The 18,774-nt window shown below is 70.1% G+C and carries 17 protein-coding genes; 10 read left to right on the top strand and 7 right to left on the bottom strand.

Going from position 1 to position 18,774, the window contains the following annotated elements; translation table 11 throughout:
* Positions 1-9: 9 nt before the first annotated feature.
* Both CGZ93_RS05960 and CGZ93_RS05955 read right to left on the bottom strand, forming a co-directional pair.
* Positions 10-1,293 (bottom strand): adenylosuccinate synthase, encoded by a 1,284-nt coding sequence (locus CGZ93_RS05960; protein ID WP_094363241.1) that lies wholly within the window; start codon positions 1,291-1,293, stop codon positions 10-12.
* An 88-nt stretch (positions 1,294-1,381) separates the two neighbouring features.
* Positions 1,382-1,873, bottom strand: coding sequence for a DUF3151 domain-containing protein (locus tag CGZ93_RS05955; RefSeq protein ID WP_094363240.1), 492 nt, complete (start codon positions 1,871-1,873; stop codon positions 1,382-1,384).
* A gap of 79 nt (positions 1,874-1,952) precedes the next feature.
* On the opposite strand from CGZ93_RS05955, the gene CGZ93_RS05950 reads away from it, so the two are divergent.
* From CGZ93_RS05950 to CGZ93_RS19715, 3 genes are all read left to right on the top strand, one after another.
* Complete coding sequence (locus CGZ93_RS05950; RefSeq protein WP_094363239.1) at positions 1,953-2,717, top strand: SGNH/GDSL hydrolase family protein; 765 nt, start codon at positions 1,953-1,955, stop codon at positions 2,715-2,717.
* A 210-nt stretch (positions 2,718-2,927) separates the two neighbouring features.
* Positions 2,928-3,698, top strand: coding sequence for an SGNH/GDSL hydrolase family protein (locus CGZ93_RS05945; protein WP_094363238.1), 771 nt, complete (start codon positions 2,928-2,930; stop codon positions 3,696-3,698).
* Between the two features lie 165 nt (positions 3,699-3,863).
* On the top strand, positions 3,864-5,501 hold the full coding sequence (locus tag CGZ93_RS19715; protein WP_094363237.1) for a M23 family metallopeptidase: 1,638 nt from the start codon (positions 3,864-3,866) through the stop codon (positions 5,499-5,501).
* Positions 5,502-5,621: 120 nt separating this feature from the next.
* Here the strand turns inward: CGZ93_RS19715 and fbaA are convergent, their stop codons facing one another.
* The 5 genes from fbaA to CGZ93_RS05915 form a co-directional block, all read right to left on the bottom strand.
* Positions 5,622-6,650 carry a class II fructose-bisphosphate aldolase gene (fbaA, locus tag CGZ93_RS05935; RefSeq protein ID WP_094363236.1) on the bottom strand — a complete coding sequence of 343 codons (1,029 nt, stop codon included), beginning with the start codon at positions 6,648-6,650 and terminating at the stop codon, positions 5,622-5,624.
* Positions 6,651-6,732: 82 nt separating this feature from the next.
* On the bottom strand, positions 6,733-7,269 hold the full coding sequence (locus CGZ93_RS05930) for a hypothetical protein (protein ID WP_094363235.1): 537 nt from the start codon (positions 7,267-7,269) through the stop codon (positions 6,733-6,735).
* 47 nt (positions 7,270-7,316) lie between these two features.
* A complete protein-coding gene (locus tag CGZ93_RS05925) occupies positions 7,317-8,027 on the bottom strand; it encodes a GntR family transcriptional regulator (protein WP_229117234.1) in 711 nt (236 codons plus the stop codon).
* Positions 7,922-8,764 carry a glycosyltransferase family 4 protein gene (locus CGZ93_RS05920; RefSeq protein ID WP_229117233.1) on the bottom strand — a complete coding sequence of 281 codons (843 nt, stop codon included), beginning with the start codon at positions 8,762-8,764 and terminating at the stop codon, positions 7,922-7,924. Before CGZ93_RS05920 ends, CGZ93_RS05925 begins: the two co-directional genes overlap by 106 nt.
* A gap of 59 nt (positions 8,765-8,823) precedes the next feature.
* Positions 8,824-9,411, bottom strand: coding sequence for a TrmH family RNA methyltransferase (locus tag CGZ93_RS05915; RefSeq protein ID WP_176451652.1), 588 nt, complete (start codon positions 9,409-9,411; stop codon positions 8,824-8,826).
* 122 nt (positions 9,412-9,533) lie between these two features.
* Here CGZ93_RS05915 and CGZ93_RS05910 point away from each other — a divergent pair, with 122 nt between their 5' ends.
* The 7 genes from CGZ93_RS05910 (at position 9,534) to CGZ93_RS18800 (ending at position 18,756) form a co-directional block, all read left to right on the top strand.
* Positions 9,534-10,220 (top strand): DedA family protein, encoded by a 687-nt coding sequence (locus CGZ93_RS05910; protein ID WP_094363293.1) that lies wholly within the window; start codon positions 9,534-9,536, stop codon positions 10,218-10,220.
* A gap of 91 nt (positions 10,221-10,311) precedes the next feature.
* On the top strand, positions 10,312-11,955 hold the full coding sequence (locus tag CGZ93_RS05905) for a conjugal transfer protein (protein WP_141211095.1): 1,644 nt from the start codon (positions 10,312-10,314) through the stop codon (positions 11,953-11,955).
* A 37-nt stretch (positions 11,956-11,992) separates the two neighbouring features.
* Entirely contained in the window at positions 11,993-12,226 is a 234-nt protein-coding gene (locus tag CGZ93_RS05900) for a hypothetical protein (protein ID WP_094363232.1), read from the top strand.
* Between the two features lie 66 nt (positions 12,227-12,292).
* A complete protein-coding gene (locus CGZ93_RS05895; RefSeq protein ID WP_094363231.1) occupies positions 12,293-12,802 on the top strand; it encodes a hypothetical protein in 510 nt (169 codons plus the stop codon).
* Positions 12,799-15,843: an ATP-binding protein gene (locus CGZ93_RS05890; RefSeq protein WP_094363230.1), complete on the top strand. Its 3,045-nt coding sequence runs from the start codon at positions 12,799-12,801 to the stop codon at positions 15,841-15,843. The genes CGZ93_RS05895 and CGZ93_RS05890 overlap by 4 nt, the downstream gene beginning before the upstream one ends.
* Positions 15,840-18,437, top strand: coding sequence for a type IV secretion system protein (locus CGZ93_RS05885; RefSeq protein ID WP_141211094.1), 2,598 nt, complete (start codon positions 15,840-15,842; stop codon positions 18,435-18,437). The genes CGZ93_RS05890 and CGZ93_RS05885 overlap by 4 nt, the downstream gene beginning before the upstream one ends.
* The gene (locus CGZ93_RS18800) at positions 18,424-18,756 is read left to right on the top strand and encodes a hypothetical protein (protein WP_176451646.1); all 333 of its coding nucleotides are present in this window, start codon (positions 18,424-18,426) and stop codon (positions 18,754-18,756) included. The genes CGZ93_RS05885 and CGZ93_RS18800 overlap by 14 nt, the downstream gene beginning before the upstream one ends.
* Positions 18,757-18,774: the final 18 nt, after the last annotated feature.

Here is an 18,774-nt window from a genome sequence, read left to right as displayed (position 1 = left end):
GCGTACGCCTCAGAGCAGGTCGTGCACCATCACCGACTGCTCGCGGCCGGGGCCGACGCCGATCCCGGAGATCCGGGTGCCGATCAGCTCCTCGAGCCGCTTCACGTAGTCCTGCGCCTTGACCGGCAGGTCGGCGAACTCGCGGCAACCGGAGATGTCCTCGTGCCAGCCGTCGACCTCTTCATAGATCGGGGTGGCGGCGGCGAACTCGGCCTGGGTCATCGGCATCCGGTCGTGGCGTACGCCGTTGACGTCGTAGGCGACGCAGACCGGGATCCTGTCCCAGCCCGACAGGATGTCCAGCTTGGTCAAGAACACGTCGGTGAACGCGTTGGCGGTGGCCGCCGACTCGACCACGAGCGCGTCGAACCAGCCGCAGCGGCGCGGACGGCCGGTGGTCACACCGAACTCCCCGCCGGCCTGGCGCAGCCGCTCGCCGTCGTCGTCGTGCAGTTCGCTCGGGAACGGCCCCTCGCCGACCCGGGTGGTGTAGGCCTTGGCAATGCCGACGACGCGGTCGATCCGGGTCGGACCGACACCGGTACCGGTGCAGGCGCCGCCCGCGGTCGGGTTCGAGGAGGTGACGTAGGGGTAGGTGCCGTGGTCGACGTCGAGGTGGTGGGCCTGGGCGCCCTCGAAGAGCACCACCTTGCCCTCGTCCAGTCCGTCGTTCAGCAGGCGCGTGGTGTCGGTGACCATCGGGCGCAGCCGATCGGTGTACGCCGTCAGCGCCTCGATCACGTCGTCGGCCTCCATCGCCCGACGGTTGTAGATCTTGACCAGGATCTGGTTCTTCTGCTCCAGCGAGGCCTCGACCTTGGCGCGCAGGATCTCCGGGTCGAACAGGTCCTGCACCCGGATGCCCATCCGGTTGATCTTGTCCGAATAGGTCGGGCCGATGCCACGGCCGGTGGTACCGATCCGGCGCTTGCCGAGGAACCGCTCGGACACCTTGTCGATGGTGGTGTGATAGGGAGCGATCACGTGCGCGTTGGCCGACACCTGCAGGGTGCTGCAGTCGACCCCGCGCTCGGTCAGCGCGTCGATCTCCCCGAACAGCACGGCCAGGTCGATCACCACGCCGTTGGCGATGACCGGGATGGCGTTCGGGTTCAGCATGCCGCTGGGGAGCAGGTGCATGGCATACTTCTCGCCGTTCACCACCAGCGTGTGACCGGCGTTGTTCCCTCCGGAATAGCGGACGCAGAAGTCGATCCGGTCACCGAGTTGGTCGGTCGCCTTCCCCTTGCCTTCGTCGCCCCACTGGGCACCCATCACGATGATGCTGGGCATCGTCAGCCTCTCTCAACGACACAGGGTCCCCAGCTGCGCCAAGGACCCTCTTGACACCCCACCCTAAACCAGGTGCCGACCAGGTGTCCTATCGGTCCGTCGGCTCCGCGGACCCTTCGGAGCCGCGCAGGGGGCGGCTGTCGCTCAACTCGTCATAGGCGGTGAAGGAGGAGTCCTTGAGGAACTGGCTGCAGCGCCGGGCCTCGTCGCTCTCCCCGATCCGGTCGGCGGCGACCGCCAGCGCCCACAGGCAGCGCAGGAATCCGCGGTTCGGGCCGTGCTCCCACGGCACCGGACCGGCCCCCTTCCAACCGGCGCGGCGCAGCGCGTCGAGCCCGCGGTGATAACCGGTCCGGGCATAGGCGTACGCCGTGACGTCGGCGTCGGGGCTGCCGATGCCGAGCGCCCCCTCGGCGAGCAGCGCCCAGCACAGGCTGGACTGCGGGTGGCGCCGGACGATCTCGACGAACCGTTCGCGCCCGTGCTCGGCGATCTCCGCGGCGGCGGGATCCTCCGGCAACCGGGTGGCCGGGGTGGTGCCGTGAGTGGCGAGCAGGTTCTCGTGCGGCTTCTGGGTCACCACCCCAGCCTAACCGTGCCCGGCGGGCCAGGTCAGGGCCCGTGCTTGGAGTTCTGGCCAACTGTCGAAACAATGGGTCATGCCACGCCCCCTGAGCACCCCGACGCGACCTGTCGCGCTGCTGCTCGGGGCTGCACTGTTGGCGTTCGGCGCTCTGGCCTCCCCGGCTCGGGCGTACGCCGACGAACCGGTGACCCACAGCGATGAACGGGGCGCGGCCTACACCGGGGACCGGCCGCGGGTGCTGGTCGGCCTGGGCGACTCGGTGCCGGCCGGCACCAACTGCGTCGACCCGAACTTCATCACCCTGCTCGGCCAGCGCGGCGGCTATCAGGTGGTGAACCGCGCGATGGGCGGTGCCACGGTCGCCGACGTGTACGCCGAGCTGGCCGACCCGAGCCTGCGCGCGGACCTGGCCGCGGCGACCGAGGTGGTGCTGATGATCGGCGCCAACGACCTGGACGCCGCCATGCAACCGGAGACGGCGGGTGAGGACCCGGCCGAGGAAGTGACCGAGGTGCGCCGCCAGTTCGCGCGGTTGCTGACCGAGATCCACCAGCAGAGCAACGCCCACATCGTGCTGGTCGGCTATTGGAACGTGTCCACCGCCGGTGCCGTGGCCGAGACGTTGCCGCCGGAGGTCCGCGCGGCCGACGAGGCCGCCACCCGGCAGCTGAACCAGATGCTCGCCGAACTCGCCGCCGAGCACGACGCGTCCTTCGTCGACCCGTCCGAGGCCTACGGGGCCGACCCGACCGAATTGCTCACCGACGACGGGGATCACCCGAACGGCGCCGGGCACGTGGCCCTGGCCGACGCCACCGAGCCCGCCCTGCGCCGCTGAGACCTTCGCTGGCTGAGCCTGTCGCTGGCTGAGCCTGTCGAAGCCACTTGGTCATAACGTGCCACTCGTTGCTCCGGCTGGCCCTGTTTCGACCCAACAGGGCCGTTGAGTGGCACGTCATGACCAGATCACCGTGGGCCAGCCCGCACTCATCGCGGGTGCACAACGGCTGCACAGAAAATCCACAGCCCGGCCCGATGGGCTGGTCCCATGATCGGAAAGCGGCTGCTGGCGGGACTGCTGACCACCTTGCTGCTGACGTTCGGGGCGGCGGGCGGGGCCACCGCCGCCTGGGCCGGTACCAGCACCACGACCAGCTATGCGGCGAGCCAGCAGGCGACCCGCACCGAGGTGGTGGTCGGGCTGGGCGACTCGGTCACCTCCGGCTATCGCTCCGATGAGTCCTACGTTCAGGCGCTGGCCGCCTCGCTGACCACCGCCACCACCGCGGCGGCGGCCGACAACTTCGGGGTACCGGGGCTGACCACCACCGGCCTGCTGGCCCAGTTGAACCTTCCGCAGGTGCAGTCTGCCCTCGAGCAGGCCGACCTGGTGGTGATCACCATCGGCGCCAACGACTTCACCGTCGACGACGCCGACGCGCCCGACCTGGACGACCAGCTGACCGCGCTGCGGCAGCACATGGCGCTGGTCCTCACCGAGGTGCAGGCGTACGCCCCGAACGCGCGGATCGTGGTGACCGGCTATTGGAACGCCTTCACCGACGCCTCGGTCAGCGGCGCCGACCAGGCGTACACCGACACCGCGATGGGGCTGACCGAGCGGATCAACACGGTGCTGCAGCAGACCGCCACCGACACGGGCGCCGGCTATGTCGACCTGGTCGCGGCCTTCAACGCGGCGAGCAGCGACTGGTCCACCCTGCTGGCCGACGACGGGGACCATCCCAACGAAGCCGGGCACGAGGCGATCGCGGCGGCCATCGGCACGGTAATCAGGGGCTCGACCACCGCGCTCTGAGCCCCGGCTCGCCTCGGGCTGGGGCCGACACCCCAACCCCCTGTGGGCCCGGCTACTCATCCTTGCCGCGGCCGGAAAAATCCGCCCGGACACGGGTTGGGCGGTGCCCGGTGGGGCTCCTAGCGTCCTGCGCATCAGCCGGATGCCAGAGACAGGACCCACGTCATGAGCCTCACCCGCCGCACCGCCGCCCTGACCGCCGCCACCGTCACCGCTGCCACCGCCCTCGCCGCCGGCGTGGGCCTCTCCCAGTCCGTCGCCGGCACCGCCACCGTGAACGGACACACCCTCAACTCCCCCCAGGTCAAGAACCTCAAGTGGTTCGCCAGCCAAGCCTATCCGCGCCTGGCCGGGGACCGTGAGGCCCGCCTGAACCTGCTCTCCCGGACCACCTGGTGGTCGCTGAAGGAGGGCACGATGGACACCGACAACAAGTTCAGCAACTGCAACTTCCCCGGCGGCGACCGCCGGACCGGACCGACCGACCTGTGCCCCGCCGGCCGCGCCTGGCAGGTCGGCCTGGCCGGCGTACAGGTGCCCAACTCGAGCCTGGCCGACAACGAGGGGCTCGCCCGCACGCTGCACTCCACCAGCCCGGATGCCGTGCTGCAGCGGGTGATGAAGGACGCCGGGCTGAGCCAGGAACAGCAGCGCACCGTGCGCGACACCCCGGTGCTGCGCAAGGCGTGGCTGCTCCGCGACCCGGCGATCGGCGCCACCCAGCTCCACCAGGAGGTCGAGTCGGAGTGCATCCGCGCCAACCTCAGCTGGTGCCATGGCAGTGGCTGGGACACCTCGGCGATGTACGCCGCAGACCGCGCGACCGCCGAACGCAGCCAGGCCGACCTGCGCCGGCTGATCGCCGGCTGGACGGGCACCGGATCGAAAACAGCCGGCTCCAGCCCCACCGCGACGACGACCACCACCCGCCCGGCCCCATCACGTCCGGCGGCCTCGGGTCCGGCGACCTCCGGCACCGCGGCGCGGGTGTGGAACCTGGGCGGGATGCCGCTGAACGTGCGGCAGAGCCCCAGCCGCAGCGCCGCCGTCGTTGGCACACTCAACGAGGGGCAGCCGCTGACCATCCGCTGCCAGATCCGCGCCGAATCGGTCACCAACGACGTCGCCGGGGTGTCCAGCACCCTGTGGGACTACGTGCCCGAGGCCGGCGGCTGGGTGGCCGACGCCTGGGTGTGGACGGGTACGCCCGAGCAGGTCGCCCCGACCTGCTCCGGTATGCCGAGTGCGAAGCCGCCGGCAACCCCGAAGCCCCCGGCAACCCCGAAGCCCCCGGCAACCCCGAAGCCGCCGGCCGGATCAGCCGGCAAGGTGCTGAAGGTCGCCGACATCATCGAGGGCCCGGACGAGGAAACCCAGCCGTTCGGGATCACCCCGTGGAGCCAGGAAAACTGCTGGATGTACGAGTACGCCCCCAGCGTGGGCCAGCCGGCCTGCTCGCATCCGGGAGTGGACCGGGCCGCCCCGCGCGGCACCAAGGTGGTCAGCCCCGTCGCCGGCAAGGTGATCGTCGCCGGGGGCAGCGGCTCCTACTACGACGACGCCCGCACCAAGAACACCCCCGGAATCGGAGATCTCAGGATCCAGCGCGAGAACGGCGACGTGGTGATCCTGGGGCATCTGTCACGGATCGACGTTTCCCTGGGGCAGCAGGTGCAGCCCGGCCAGGCGGTCGGTGCTGTCGGGTGGACCCTCGGCGCCCACGTGCACCTGGAGTATCGGGTGCCTGATGCGTCGCAGACCACGGGTCAGCGAGCCGTGGACCCCCACACCAAGCTCGGCTGACGAACCCGAGACGCACCGCAGCCCCACGAGAACGATGAACTCGTGGGGCTCCCACGCGTCGACCCTGTCAGGTCAGCGGGCCAACCGCCAGCGGTTTCCGCAGGCGGCGGCACCGATCGCTCACTGGTGCTGGCCGGCCGACTTCAGGTCGCGGCAGGCCTGGACCACGCGGGCGGCCATGCTCGACTCGGCCGCCTTGCCCCAGGACCGCGGGTCGTACTGCTTCTTGTTGCCGACCTCGCCGTCGACCTTCAGCACGCCGTCATAGTGGCGGAACATGTGCGCGGCGACCGGGCGGGTGAACGCATACTGGGTGTCGGTGTCGACGTTCATCTTCACCACGCCGTAGGTGAGCGCCTCGGCGATCTCCTCGGGCAGCGAACCGGAGCCGCCGTGGAACACCAGGTGGAACGGCTTGGCGCCCTCCTCCAGACCGAACTCCTTGACCACGGCCTCCTGCGCGTTCTTCAACACCTCGGGCTGCAACTTCACGTTGCCCGGCTTGTAGACCCCGTGCACGTTGCCGAAGGTGAGCGCCGTCATGTAGTAGCCATCGTTGCCGTAGCCGAGCGCCTTGGCCGTGGCGATCGCGTCCTCGGGGGTGGAATAGAGCTTGTCGTTGATCTCGTTGGCGACGCCGTCCTCCTCGCCGCCGACCACACCGATCTCGACCTCGAGGATGATCTTCGCCTCCTGGCACAGCTTGTGCAGTTCCTTGGCGATCTCCAGGTTCTCCTCCAGCGGCACCGCGGAACCGTCCCACATGTGCGACTGGAACAGCGGGTTCTGCCCGTTCTTCACCCGCTCGGCGGAGATCTTGAGCAGCGGGCGGACGAACCCATCCAGCTTGTCCTTGGGGCAGTGGTCGGTGTGCAGGGCGACGTTCACCGGATACTTCTCGGCCACGATGTGCGCATATTCGGCGAGCGCGCTGGCCCCGCTGACCATGTCCTTCACGGTCGGGCCGGAGAGATATTCGGCACCGCCGGTGGACACCTGGATGATGCCGTCCGATCCGGCCTCGGCGAAACCGGCCAGGGCGGCGTTCAGCGTCTGGGAGGAGGAGACGTTGATGGCCGGATAGGCGAAGCCGTTCTGCTTCGCCCGATCCAGCATCTCGGCGTACACCTCGGGTGTGGCGATGGGCATGACTTGCTTCCTTCTGTCGTTCGGGCAGGCCTCGGCCCCAGTCTTTCACCCGCGGGTACGCCGCTGTCAGCGGGCCGGGCGTTCAGTCGTCGACGACGGTCAGGTCGACCCCGTGCCGTCCGGCCGAGTAGGCCCGAGTGGCCGAGTCGAGGCTGCCGGGCAGCAGGTTCAGCCCGTCCAACGGGAACGCGCACGCCCCCCGGTCGGCGGTGACGATGTCGAGCCGGTAGCCGTGACCCGGGCGGCCGTTCGCGACCGCGACCCGGGTGATGTCCTCCCACGGCATCGCCCCGTCGGCGGTCTCGATCCCGCGGTGGGACAGCAGCATCGCGAGCCCATCCCCCACCTCACGGCGGGCCGCCCGCAGCCGACGCAGCCAGAGCAACTGGATCAGCAGCATCACCAGGCCGATCACGGCGCCGAAGGTGAGCACGTATCGCAGCATCTGGCCCACCTCACCCGGCTGACCCTTGGCCACCAACCAGCTGTGCAGGAACAGCACCGCCAGGGCGGCCACCGACAGCCCGGCGCTGACGGCCTGCCAGATCACCCGGCGGCGGTACGCCCCGATGCGCTGCTCGACCCGCTCGGGGTCATAGAACACGGGTAGCTGCTGCACGGGAACAAGTGTAGTTTCCATCCGCTCATCGAGTGGTCGAGTTGAGATCAACTGGACCCGGTCGGCGTCACCGACATGTGGATCCGATACCGGTCCCCGCGATAGTGCGAGGTGGCGAACTCGATCACCTGCGTACCGGCCCAGGTGACCCGCTCCTGGACCAGCAGCGGCGCCCGCCGGGCGATCCCGAGCACCTGGGCGTGGGTGTGGTCGGCCGCGTCGGCCCGGATGGACTGCACCCCGGACGTCACGCGTACGCCGTAGTCGGCGGCGAACACGTCATAGAGCGAACCCAACGGCTTGTCCAGCAACCCAGGGAAGGAAGCCGCGGGATAGAACCCGACCTCGTACGCCATCGGGGTGTCGTCGGCGAGCCGCAGCCGCTCCACCCGCACCACCGGCTCCCCGTCGGAGAGCTGCAGCTGCTCGGCCACGGCGTCGGTGGCGGACACCTCGGTCGCCGACAGCACCTCGGTCCGCGGCTCCAGCCCGCGGGCACGCATCTCCCGGGAGAAGGACATCAGGTGCAGCCGGCTGTCGATCCGCGGACCGGTCACATAGGTGCCCCGCCCGTGCACCCGCTCCAACCGGCCGGCCGCGACCAGGTCGGCGATCGCCTGGCGTACCGTCACCCGCGACACCCCGAGCTGCTTCACCAATTCCCGCTCCGAGGAGATGGCGTCACCGGGCCGCAGCCGCGCGGTGATGATCTGATCCAGCAACTCGCGGACCTGGGCGCGCTTGGTGGTGGCGGGCACGATCGGCACGATCGTCGGTTCGAACGGGGCGGCCTCCAGGCCCTCGTCCTCGATACCCGGCACAGCTCCACCTTCCACGCGTCGAGGACCAGTATGTACCACTGAGCCCAGTGGTCTGGTCCGGCCGGATAGCGTGTGCCCGTGACCGAGCCGACCATGCCCGCCGAGCTGCTGCGCCACGCCCGGGCCGCCCGCGGGTTCCTGCCCGAGGACGAGGCGCTGGCACTGTTCGAGGAGGCGGCCGCCCGGTCGGTACGCCGGTCCTGGCTGATCGGGTGGTGGATGGTGGTCACCAGCGGCAGCACTCGCTGCACCTCGAGCAGCCCGCGGCCGAGCGTCTGGTTGTCGTGCACGACGTCGATCCGGCGGCCGGCGGCGAGCTGGTCGCGCAGCAGCCGGGCGACCCGCAGGCTGAACGTCATCGGCTCGGGAAACCCGCCGGTGAGCATGGTGGCGACCTCGAGGACGTCGATCGGGTCACGGTATTCGCGCGGGTGTGGCAGCCGGAACGGATCGGGTTCGCGATAGAGGTCGAGGCTCGGCACCTTGATCAGCTCGATCGAGCCGGGGCCGTCGGCCGGCGCGGGGTCGAGGTCGGGATAGGGCTGTCCGGAATAGACGGTCACCCGGTGGCCGAGGGCGGCGAGCTCGCGCGAGAGGTGGCGTACGTAGACGCCCTGACCGCCACAGTGCGGCTTGCTCCGATAGGACAGCAGCGCCACCGCCAGCCCACTCATTCCCACCACCCTCCGGTCGACCGTTGGGACCCAAGGTAGCGGGGCCGTGTCGACAAACGTCAGCTGACCAAGCGCTGCAGCCGCCAGGCATACATCGCGATCGCGGCGGCCGCGCCCGCGTTCATCGACCGGGTCGACCCCTGCTGGTCGATCGCGACCAGCTGCTGGCAGCCGACGACCAACGGCTCGGTCAGCCCGGCCCCCTCCGACCCGAACACCAGACAGCAGCGCTCGGGCAGCACGGCCGTCTCCAGCGGGACCGAGCCCGGCAGGTTGTCCACGCCGACGACGGCGTACGCCTCCCCCGCGGCCCAGGCGAGGAAGTCGGCCTCGTCCGGATGGTGCCGCACGTGCAGGTAACGGTCGGTCACCATCGCCCCGCGCCGGTTCCAGCGCCGCCGCCCGATGATGTGCACCCCGGCCACGTTGAACGCGTTGGCGGTGCGCACGATGGAGCCGATGTTGAAGTCGTGCTCCCAGTTCTGGATCGCCACCCGCAGCGGCGTACGCCGGGTGTCCAGGTCGGCGACGATCGCCTCCAGGCGCCAGTAGCGATAGCGGTCCACCACGTTGCGCCGATCCCCCGCCGCCAACAGCTCCGGGTCCAACCGCTCGTCGTCCGGCCATTCCCCGACCCACGGCCCCACGCCGTGTGTTGCCGGCTCGCGCGCAGCGCCATCACCGGCTCGGTCACCGGCGCGCGAAAGTTCGGTTTCCACAGGGTGGACGGTATCCTCAACGCGTGCTAGCCCTCACCACCAACGCCCTCATGCCGCTGCTGCTCCCGGAGTGGTTCAAGCCGGAGAACATCATCAACGCGGCCGGGCCCTGGGCCCTGTGGGTGGTGGCGCTCATCGTGTTCGCCGAGTGCGGCATCTTCTCCCTGCTGCCGGGCGACTCGCTGCTGTTCACCGTCGGACTGTTCATCAAGGTCCCCGTGGTGGCGGGTGCGCCTCCGGTGATCCACTACTTCGGCTCCGAACCGCTGACCCTGGTGTTCTGCTGCGCGGTGCTCACCGTCGCCGCGGTCCTCGGCAACATCTCCGGATACTGGATCGGTCAGCTGATCGGGCCGCCGCTGTTCAAGCCGCGCACCGGCTTCATGGGCAAGGTGTTCAACCCGGCCTACGTCGAGAAGACCCACGAGTTCTTCGAGAAATACGGCGCCAAGGCGCTGGTGCTGGCCCGCTTCGTGCCGATGGTGCGCACCTTCGTCACCCTGGTCGCCGGTGTCGCGAGGATGAACTTCCGCACCTTCATCATTTGGACCGCCCTGGGCGGCGTGCTCTGGGCGTGCGGGGTCACGGTGCTCGGTTATTTCCTCGGTCAGATCCCGTTGGTCCGGGACAACCTGGAGGTGGCGATCCTGCTGATCGTCTTCGTCTCGGTGCTGCCGATGGTGTTCGAGTTCGTGATGGCCCGCCGCGAGAAGGCTCGCGAGGGTGCTCAGGCCTGAGCCGGCCCTCGGCCGGGACCCCGACCGCGGGCTGACCCCGGCATCCACCAGAATCGCGTTCTGGCCGAGTTCTCCCCCCGGAAGCTGAGCGATGACCGAGCGACGAGATGGATTCCCCCGACCGGCCACCGGTCCCGGGAGCGATTCCCCTCGTCCCGGCGACCCCGGGTACGCCGAGGCCGCCCGCGCCCGTGAGGGCGGCGGCGAGGACTCCACCGTGCTCCGCTCCAGCCTGCGGCAGGGCCGTCCCCAGGGACCGGGTCGGCCCGGGCAACCCGGCCAGCCGCCCCAGCCCGCGCCGCGGCGTACCAGCGAGGACCACTGGGCCCCGCCCGCCCCCGGCGCACCGGCCAACCCGAACCCGCACGGCATCCGCTCCGGCAGCGCTCGGCTCCCTGCGGGGTACGCCGGAGCCGTCCCGCCCGGTCCGCCGCGCCAGCCCGGTCCGGTCGGGCAGCCCCCGATGAGCCAGGCGTCCGCCCCGATGAGCCAGGCGTCCGCCCCGATGAGCCAGGCGTCCGCCCCGATGAGCCAGGCGTCCGCGCCGCACCACGCGCCGTCCCAGCCCCCCGCGTCCCAGCCCCCCGCGTCCCAGCAGACCAAGGCCCCGCTGTTGCCCGAGGTGGAATTCGACGAGGACGACTCGGTCCCCCGCGGCTCGCACCGGGTGCGCACGAAGAGCGGTTACGAGCTGGTGGTACCGCTGCCGGGTCGTCGGCTGTCGGACGCCCGCAGCACCGCCAAGCTGTTCCGCACCGTGGCCGTCACGGCGCTGGTCCTGTCGGTGCTCGGCGCCGCCGTGCTGGGCGGGTTCCTGGCCGTGCTCGCCACCCGCGGGATGCCGACGGGTGGGCGTACCCAGGCCCAGGTCGACACGTTCAACGCCGACGCCGCCGCCGTCTTCGGCGGCCAATACCTGCGCGCCTGCCTGGCCCGCTCCGGCACGGCCGACGACCAGAACCGGGTGTCCACCGCCCGCGCCATGAGCACCGTCGAGGACCCGGCCTGTGCCGGCGGCACCGACACCAAACCGCGGCGGATCGACCAGGTCATCTTCAACGGCACCATCCAGTCGATTCCGGGGATGACCCGGGCCCGCTACGTCGGCTTCCTGACCACCGGCAGCGACGGCGCCGCGGCCTATCTGGTGCCGATCTATCTGGACGACCCGGCCACCGGAGCCGGCCCCAGGGTTACCGGCAGCATCGGCCAGATGCCGATCGGCGGCTATGGACAGCCCGTCGGCGACGAGGCCAACCCGGCTCAGCCGCTGACCGACCTCGACCTGGCCGCCCAGATGAAGAGCAGCTTCCTGCCCGAGTTCATGAGCGCCTGGACCGCCAGCGCGGACAGCCTGCCGCAGTTCCTCACCCCACGGGCCAGCGAACCGGCGCGGACCGGCCTGCGCGGGGGGCTGCGCCAGGTGCAGGTGACCGACGTGCTGGCGCTGCCGCCGAAGTCGGCGCACCGCGGCGGGCAGAACTTCGAATATGCCAACGGCACCCAGGTCACCCTGCAGGTGCAGGTCAGCGCGGCCAGCCAGACCCAGACCAACCAGCCGTACGCCTATCGGGTGGTGATTGAGCAGAACGGCGGGAAGTGGTTCGTCGCTGACGTCCAGGCCGGCATCGCCAAGGTACCCTCGGGCACGGCCCCCACCCAGACGATCCGCCCGAGCCGCACCGCGACCCCGACGTCGACCGGGACACCGACCGGGACGGGGACCCCCCGATGATCGCCATGCCTGAGCCGACCGGATCAGAAGGAGCCGCATGACCCAGCTGATCGACAACCTGTCCTCGCAGATCGCCGCCCTCGGCGGGGCCATCGCGACCCTCGCGTTCATCCTGCTCGGGATCAAGCTGATCATCACCTTCCACCGCGGCGGTGGCCTGCGCGAGGCGCTCTCCGGCGCGGGGGTGATCTTCCTCGGCCTGATGCTGATCGGCGCGGCCGGCGTCCTCGTTGGCGCGATCCAGCAGATCGTCAAGGGTCTCGGCGGTTGAGCCGCCGTCCGGACGCCAACCTGGACCGGGCCGATCCGGACCCGGTCTCTGGAAGGATCGGCCCTGATGCGTTCGAGTGACTACACCCGCCTGAAGCAGCGGGAGAACAAGCTCTGGGAGTTTGGCGGGATCGCCATCCCGGGGGGCCTCTCCACGACCCGGGCCGCCGTGGCCGGGGTCTGCTTCGCGCTCGGCGCCATCGTCGCCGCGATCGCGGGACGGGTCAGCGGCTCCCCACTCGTCGGCGTCGTCGGGATGCTGGGTGCCGTTGCGGCCGCTGCCGTCGGCTATCTGTGGGCCGGGCGCCCCAGCGTCGACCGGATGACGCTGCCGCAGCGGCTGTCGGTACTGCTGGACTACACCTTCTCCCAGCCGCGGCGGATCTCCGGGTTCAGCCGCGACTCCGAACCCGACCGGATCCACTGGCAGGCGATCATCTGGGAACCCCGCGACGACGCCTGGTTCGGCACCCGCGAGGTGTACGCCGACCACTACCGTTCCCTGCGCGAGCGAGGCACCCCCACACGTTCCCTGAGCGAGCGAGGAACGAGCGAGTCGAAGGGTCACCGCGGATGATCCAGACGATCCTGATGGTGCTGCTCGTCATCGCCTTCCTCGTCGCGGTCGGCGTGATCTGGTCGGCGATGACCGCCGGGCGGCGGCGTACCGCCTCCCGCGGCGGCGACTCCGGTACGCCGAAGCGGCAGGCCCGCGAGGATCTGCGGCTCGGCTACCGCTATGACGACGGGTCGGTGTTCGTGCACCAGAACACCGTGTGGACCGGGTTCCGGCTGGAGCCGGTCGGCGACATGTACATGGGCGCCGAGGACGTCGAGTCGCTCGCCTACCAGGCCACCCAGGCGCTGGTGCACACCGCGGCCGACGGCGAGCCGGTCCAGGTGCACTATCGGCTCACCCACCAGCCGTTCAACGTCGACGAGTGGAAGCACCAGCTGCTGCGCAACTCCTGGAACCCCTCACGGCTCTATCGCACCTATCTCGACGCGACCGCCTTCTTCCTGCGGCACACCCGCACGGTACGCCCGGTGGCCTACCTGCTGATCCAGATCGACACCCTGCCCACCTCCTCGCTGAACGAGATCAAGCAGTCCGCGAACGCCGCGCTGATGGGCGGGCACGACGAGTTCATCCCGCCGGATCTCGCTGCCCGCTGGGAGGTGATGGCCCAGCGCGTGCTGCGCAACGTCGCCAGCCTGGGTCCGGTGCAGCCGATCACCCGCGCCGACCGGATGTGGCTGATCCGCAAGCCGCTGGCCGGCCACTTCGCCCCGACCATGAACGACTTCCCGCAGTCCAAGCCGTGGGGTGAGGGAGAGTTCGCGCTGTGGGTCGACTTCACCGCCGAGAACCGCCGGCAATACCTGCACATCTCCACGCTGAACGAAAACGTCGCCGAGGCCGACCGTTCCGACGAGTCGGACGCGCTGGACTCCTACACCGCCTGCCTGGCGGTGGCCGAGTGGCCGGAGGAGACCGCCACCAACGCCGGGCAGGCGTGGATCCGGCACTTCGCGAACGCGGGTGTCGAGGTGTCCTATCGGATGGAACTGCTGCCCCCACGCAAATTCCGCGAACAGCTGGAGAAGATCAACAACAACCTGCGCGGTGAGCTGAAGAACATGGGCACCGCCACCGGCGGTCAGATCACCGACATCCTGGTCGCCGACGAGCAGGTGCGCGCCGAGGACGCCCTGGCGCGGGTCCGGCAGACCCCGAAACCGGGCGTGCTCGGGCAGATCATGGTGCAGGTGTCCGCCCCCACCCTGGAGGAGCTGAACGCCCGGGTCGAGTCGCTGGTGATCGACACCAAGAACACCCTCAACGACGCGATCCTGGTACGCCCCAGCCGTTACCAGTGGCGGATGCTCGCCTCCTTCCTGCCGGGAACGGGACCGAAGCTGCTGTCGGTCCCCTACGTCCGGCTCACCGATCCGGAACACTTCGGGGTGGGTTTCCCGCGCGCCGGTGTGGTGATCGGCGATCGCGAGGTGCGGTCGGCCGAGGGGCGCTCGCTGGGGTGGATGGGCAACTACATCGGGGAATCCCAGGGCGTACCGGTGTTCCACTCCCCGCACTCCGGGGTGGCCCGCAACTCCGGCGGCGGCGTGTTCATCGTCGGCGGATCGGGTGGCGGCAAGTCCTCGCTCGCCCTGCTGATGTTCTTCCAGGCCAGCGAATCCGGCGTACAGACCGTCGTCCTCGACCCGAAGGTCGACTTCGCCCAGTTCTGCTACTACCTGGCGTTCGGCCCGCAGGTGAACCACCCCGGCTTCCAGGCCGAGGCGGCGGCCGGAGTGCTCGGTACCGGGCGATCCCGTTTCACACCGGTGAACCCGGAGTTCTGGGCCGACACCGAGGTGATCGACATCGTCGCCTCCGCACCCGGCGTGCTGGACCCCTGGCAGGTGGAACCCAACCTCGAGGCCGGCGCCCTGCTCGCCGACGAGATGATCACCATGTTCCTCGGGCAGAAGGTGCGCGACCGCTTCGACGACGTGATCGTGCCGGCCATCGAAACCGTCAAGCAGCGCTACCAGATCCGGATCAACCAGCGGATGGCCGAGGTGCAGGCGCAGCGCCCGGTCGCTGACCACGAACGCGGTGAGGTGGCCGAGAAAGTGGCCCGCCAGGTCCGCCGGCCGACCCTGTGGGAGGTCGTGCAGGTGGTCGGCGAGGAGACCGCCCGGATCGAGCAGATGGCCGATGTCCCGTTCGAGATGAAGCGGGAGTTCTCCCGCGCGGCGATCCAGCTGCGGCAGCTGCTCGGCCTGCCGTACGCCTCGCTCGCCTTCGCCGAGGAGCCCGTCGGGTTCGCCCGGTTGCGCAAGCGGCGTACCGTTTTCACCTTACGTGGCATGAAAACTCCGAAATCGCAGATGGGCGAGGACACCTGGTCCAAGGAGGAGCGACTGGCCGCGGCGATCATGTATGTGCTGGTGAAATATGCCGCGCAGATGCTCGACAACAAGCAGACGGTGAACCCGGTCACCGGGCGCTCGGGTGACATCCAGCCGAAGATGCTGTTCGTCGACGAGTCCTATCTGGTCACCTCCACCAAGGGTGGCCGCGAGCTGCTGCTGACCACGCTGGCACAGGGCCGGTCCTACGGGTTGATCACGGTTCTGATCGATCAGCTCGCCTCCCGGCTGGGTCAGATCGAATCCTCCAGCCGCGAGGGTGGCGACGGACCGTCGGCCAACCAGGTGCAGTCGGTGTTCGCTTTCCTGCAACGCTCCGAGGGCGACGCCCGGCAGGTGGCCCCTCTGCTCACCCGGCACAACAGCGACGTGATCTCCACCGCCCTGCTGCCGGTCGGCATGGGCGGTCACCTGGAGACCGGCCGGTGCCTCTTCCGGGACATGGACTTCCACGTCGCGTTGACCGAGATCGACCTGCTGTTCAAGGAACTGCTGCGCGCCTCGGACACCAACCCGACCACCCGGGCGGGCTCGCAGCGGCACCCGATCTCCGCCGACCCGTGGGAGTGGGAGTTCATCACCAACGACGAGCGTGAGGCCGCCGTCGCCGAGGCCGGTGTGCTCGGTGCCGCCGAGGACGCCGAACAGCGGGCCGAACCCGTCGGCGGCCAGTCGTGACCGCCCCCCGGCTAAGGAAACTCCTGCTCGGAGTGGTGTTCGCGGTGGTCGCCGTCCTCGCGGTGCTGCCGACCGGCACCTCGCGCGCCGCCGAACCGCCGGAGTGCACACCACTGCCGCTCTTCTCCGCCAACCAGCCGTACGCCCAGGACGCGGCCTCGATGATGGCCGTCGGCCAGCTGTTCAACCCCCGCGACCGCCAGGTCGAGGTCTGGGACACCGCCCGCGGGCGCCCGGTCCCGGCGTACACGCTCTATGAGGCGATGGGCATGTCGGGGGCGACCTGGTCGCACACCAAACTCGCGCAACAGGAACAGTTCAAGGATTTCCCGCCGCGCACCGAATACGTGTGCGCCTATCTGCCGTCGGCGCTCAACATGGTCGCCAACTCCATCTTCGACCTGTCCAAACTGATCGGCGCCGGGGCGATCTCGTTCCGCTCCCTGGCCGCCAACCCGCAGCTGGTGGTGAACCTCCTCGACCAGGCCGCGGCCCCGGTGAATTCCCTGTCCACAGGGCTGTTCCTGTCGATGTCGGTGGTGATGATCATGCTCACCGGCCTGCTGGTCATCTTCACCGGCGGCATGCGCGGACCGGGCAAGCAGCGGGAAACCCTGCAGGCGTTGATCGGCGTGGGCATCTTCATGGTGATCGGCACCTTCCTGGTGCTGCCCTCCACCCAGGGCGGCACGGCCCAGTCGAAACCGAACTACTACTGGCTGACCACCTCGGCGTTGAACACGATCAACGACGCCAACGGCCAGCTCTCCTCGGTGCTGCTGCCCAACCAGACCAGCCCGTTCTGCTCCACCACCAGCCGTGATGCGCGCCGCAGCTTCGACTGCCTGATCTATCAGAACGTCGTGCTCGACCCGTGGGCCACCGGCCAATTCGGCACCTCGCTGAACACCTCGATGCCGTTCAAGACCGACGAGGTGAAGCGGTTCAAGGGTCCGGCCGAGAAGCTCATCCCGCCGCCCAACCAGAACGGCAGCGACGTACGCCTGGTCCAGCTCTGGACGCAGGGGCGGACCAGCACCGAGGCCACCTGGGGTGCCCGCCCGCCCGGCAACCCGACCGACCCGAACAACGACAAGATCGAAGAACGCCAAGGGCAGTGGAACATCCTGCGCGAGGTGGTCTGGTCGCAATATCACGACCAGTACCCGACCTGGCAGGGCAGCAACTCCGGGGAACGGGTCAACCTCGCCTTCTTCTCCATGCTGCTGGCGCTGCTGGTCGGCGCCTTCCTGGTGGTCACCTCGGGATTGCTGCTGCTGTGGAATTCGGTGCTCGTCGCACTCTTCTTCTTCCTGCCGGTGATCGCCCTGCTCGGGCTTTTCCCACCCACCCAACGGATCTTCCGCGCCTGGCTGATGACCTGGTTCAAGGCGCTGCTGCTCAGCTTCGTCTTCCAGCTGCTGCAGACGGTCGCGATGCTGCTGGTCACCGCGGCGCTGAAGCTGCCGAACACGGGCATGGGGATGAAGGCCGTGCTGATGGTGATGCTGCTGCTCGGTCTGTGGAAGGTGGTCTCGCTGATCCGCGGTGACGCACAGCCGGTCTCGGCCAGCGCCGCCGAGGTCCGCGCCGGCCGTCAGGAACCGACCGGCGTCACCGCGACCGTGACCAACCTGCCGGCCGTCGCCCTGGCCGGGATCAGCGCCGCCCGGAACCGGATCGGCGGGGGTGCCACCGAGAGCGGTGCGGCCGCCCGGGCCCCCGGGGTGAACCGGCCGGGCTCGATGGGCCGGACCCTGAACGCACCGACTCGACGCAAGCAGGACGCCCGGGTGGCCGCGGCGGTCACCGAGGCCGAACAGCGGTGGGTGGCCGAGCACGGCACCCCGATCGACGAGCGGAGCCGGGTCCGGCTGCGCGAGGAGGTGGTGCGCTCCCTCGGCGCCGAGGATTCGGCCCGCGCCAGCGCCTCGGCCACCGGCCCGCTGGCCCGGGTCCCGGGGCTCGGTTCGGCGCTCGGGGCGGGCGTACGCTCCAGTCAGGCCCGGGAGGAGGCGGCGGACAAGCTCGCCCAGTCCCAGCCGCAGCCGGGGGTGCAGATCACCAACTACAACTACTTCCGCGGGGGTCCGAACGTGGCCCGGGCCTCCGACGCCGGCCCCGACCCGGAGTCCGCCGAGGCGGCCCGGGCAGCCCGCGCCGAGGCGCCGGGACTGGGCCCGGCTGGTGCCGGGCTCGGTCCGCGCAGCGGTAAGGCCGCCGGCGCGAGCAACCCCCGGATGCGGGAGCAGGCCAACGAGGCGCGGGCGATGGAGGCCGCCTTTCAGCGCACCCTCACCGCCCCGCTGGACGACCGCGGGATGGCGCTGGCCCGGGCCGATCACTACGCCGGGCAGTTGCACCAGGCCGAGCAGGAGTTCGAGGCCGCCCGCCGCGCCCGCGACAACGCCAATCGGGAGTTCCAGCTGGTCACCGGCCGGCACGCCAAGAAGCTGGCCGGCGACGACGAACTGGCCGCCGCCCGCCGCGCCGCCCGTCACGCCTCGACCGGGTTCGACGTGGCCACGGGCCGGGTACGCCACCGCGCCCACCTCGCCCAGGTCGCCGAACAGGCCGCCAGTGAATACCGCTGAGCGGGTCGCCTGGTGGCGACGGGACCCGGTCATGGCCGCCGCCGCGCTGGCCGGCGGGTGGGCGTACCTCGCTCTCGCCGTCACCCCCTCCCTGCGCTGGGCCGGAGACCCCGGCGGCCTCCCGCTGGCCGCGTGGCTGTTGCCGATCGGCGCCGTGATCGCCCCGTGGGTGTTCGGCGGTGGCGTACGCCGCGGGCCTCGCGCCCTGCTCGGCACGCTCGGTTCGCTGATCGCCGTCGGGGTGATGATCTTCTCCCCCGTCCTCGGCGCCATCCTCGCCCTGGCCTGGCTCGTCGGGCTGAACACGGCCGCCCGCTGACCACCCTCGCCCGGTGGC

This window comes from Enemella dayhoffiae (assembly GCF_002250625.1).
GTDB lineage: Bacteria > Actinomycetota > Actinomycetes > Propionibacteriales > Propionibacteriaceae > Enemella > Enemella dayhoffiae.
Note: the sequence above shows the minus strand (reverse complement) of the source record. Positions and strands in the feature narration are given on the sequence as shown.

Bases quoted from the DNA above. Each gene is read 5' to 3' on its own strand.
- CGZ93_RS05960 (WP_094363241.1), bottom strand. From the start codon at position 1,293: ATGCCCAGCATCATCGTGATGGGTGCCCAGTGGGGCGACGAAGGCAAG.
- CGZ93_RS05950 (WP_094363239.1), top strand. From the start codon at position 1,953: ATGCCACGCCCCCTGAGCACCCCGACGCGACCTGTCGCGCTGCTGCTC.
- CGZ93_RS05945 (WP_094363238.1), top strand. From the start codon at position 2,928: ATGATCGGAAAGCGGCTGCTGGCGGGACTGCTGACCACCTTGCTGCTG.
- CGZ93_RS19715 (WP_094363237.1), top strand. From the start codon at position 3,864: ATGAGCCTCACCCGCCGCACCGCCGCCCTGACCGCCGCCACCGTCACC.
- fbaA (WP_094363236.1), bottom strand. From the start codon at position 6,650: ATGCCCATCGCCACACCCGAGGTGTACGCCGAGATGCTGGATCGGGCG.
- CGZ93_RS05920 (WP_229117233.1), bottom strand. From the start codon at position 8,764: ATGAGTGGGCTGGCGGTGGCGCTGCTGTCCTATCGGAGCAAGCCGCAC.
- CGZ93_RS05910 (WP_094363293.1), top strand. From the start codon at position 9,534: ATGCCGCTGCTGCTCCCGGAGTGGTTCAAGCCGGAGAACATCATCAAC.
- CGZ93_RS05905 (WP_141211095.1), top strand. From the start codon at position 10,312: ATGACCGAGCGACGAGATGGATTCCCCCGACCGGCCACCGGTCCCGGG.
- CGZ93_RS05900 (WP_094363232.1), top strand. From the start codon at position 11,993: ATGACCCAGCTGATCGACAACCTGTCCTCGCAGATCGCCGCCCTCGGC.
- CGZ93_RS05895 (WP_094363231.1), top strand. From the start codon at position 12,293: ATGCGTTCGAGTGACTACACCCGCCTGAAGCAGCGGGAGAACAAGCTC.
- CGZ93_RS05890 (WP_094363230.1), top strand. From the start codon at position 12,799: ATGATCCAGACGATCCTGATGGTGCTGCTCGTCATCGCCTTCCTCGTC.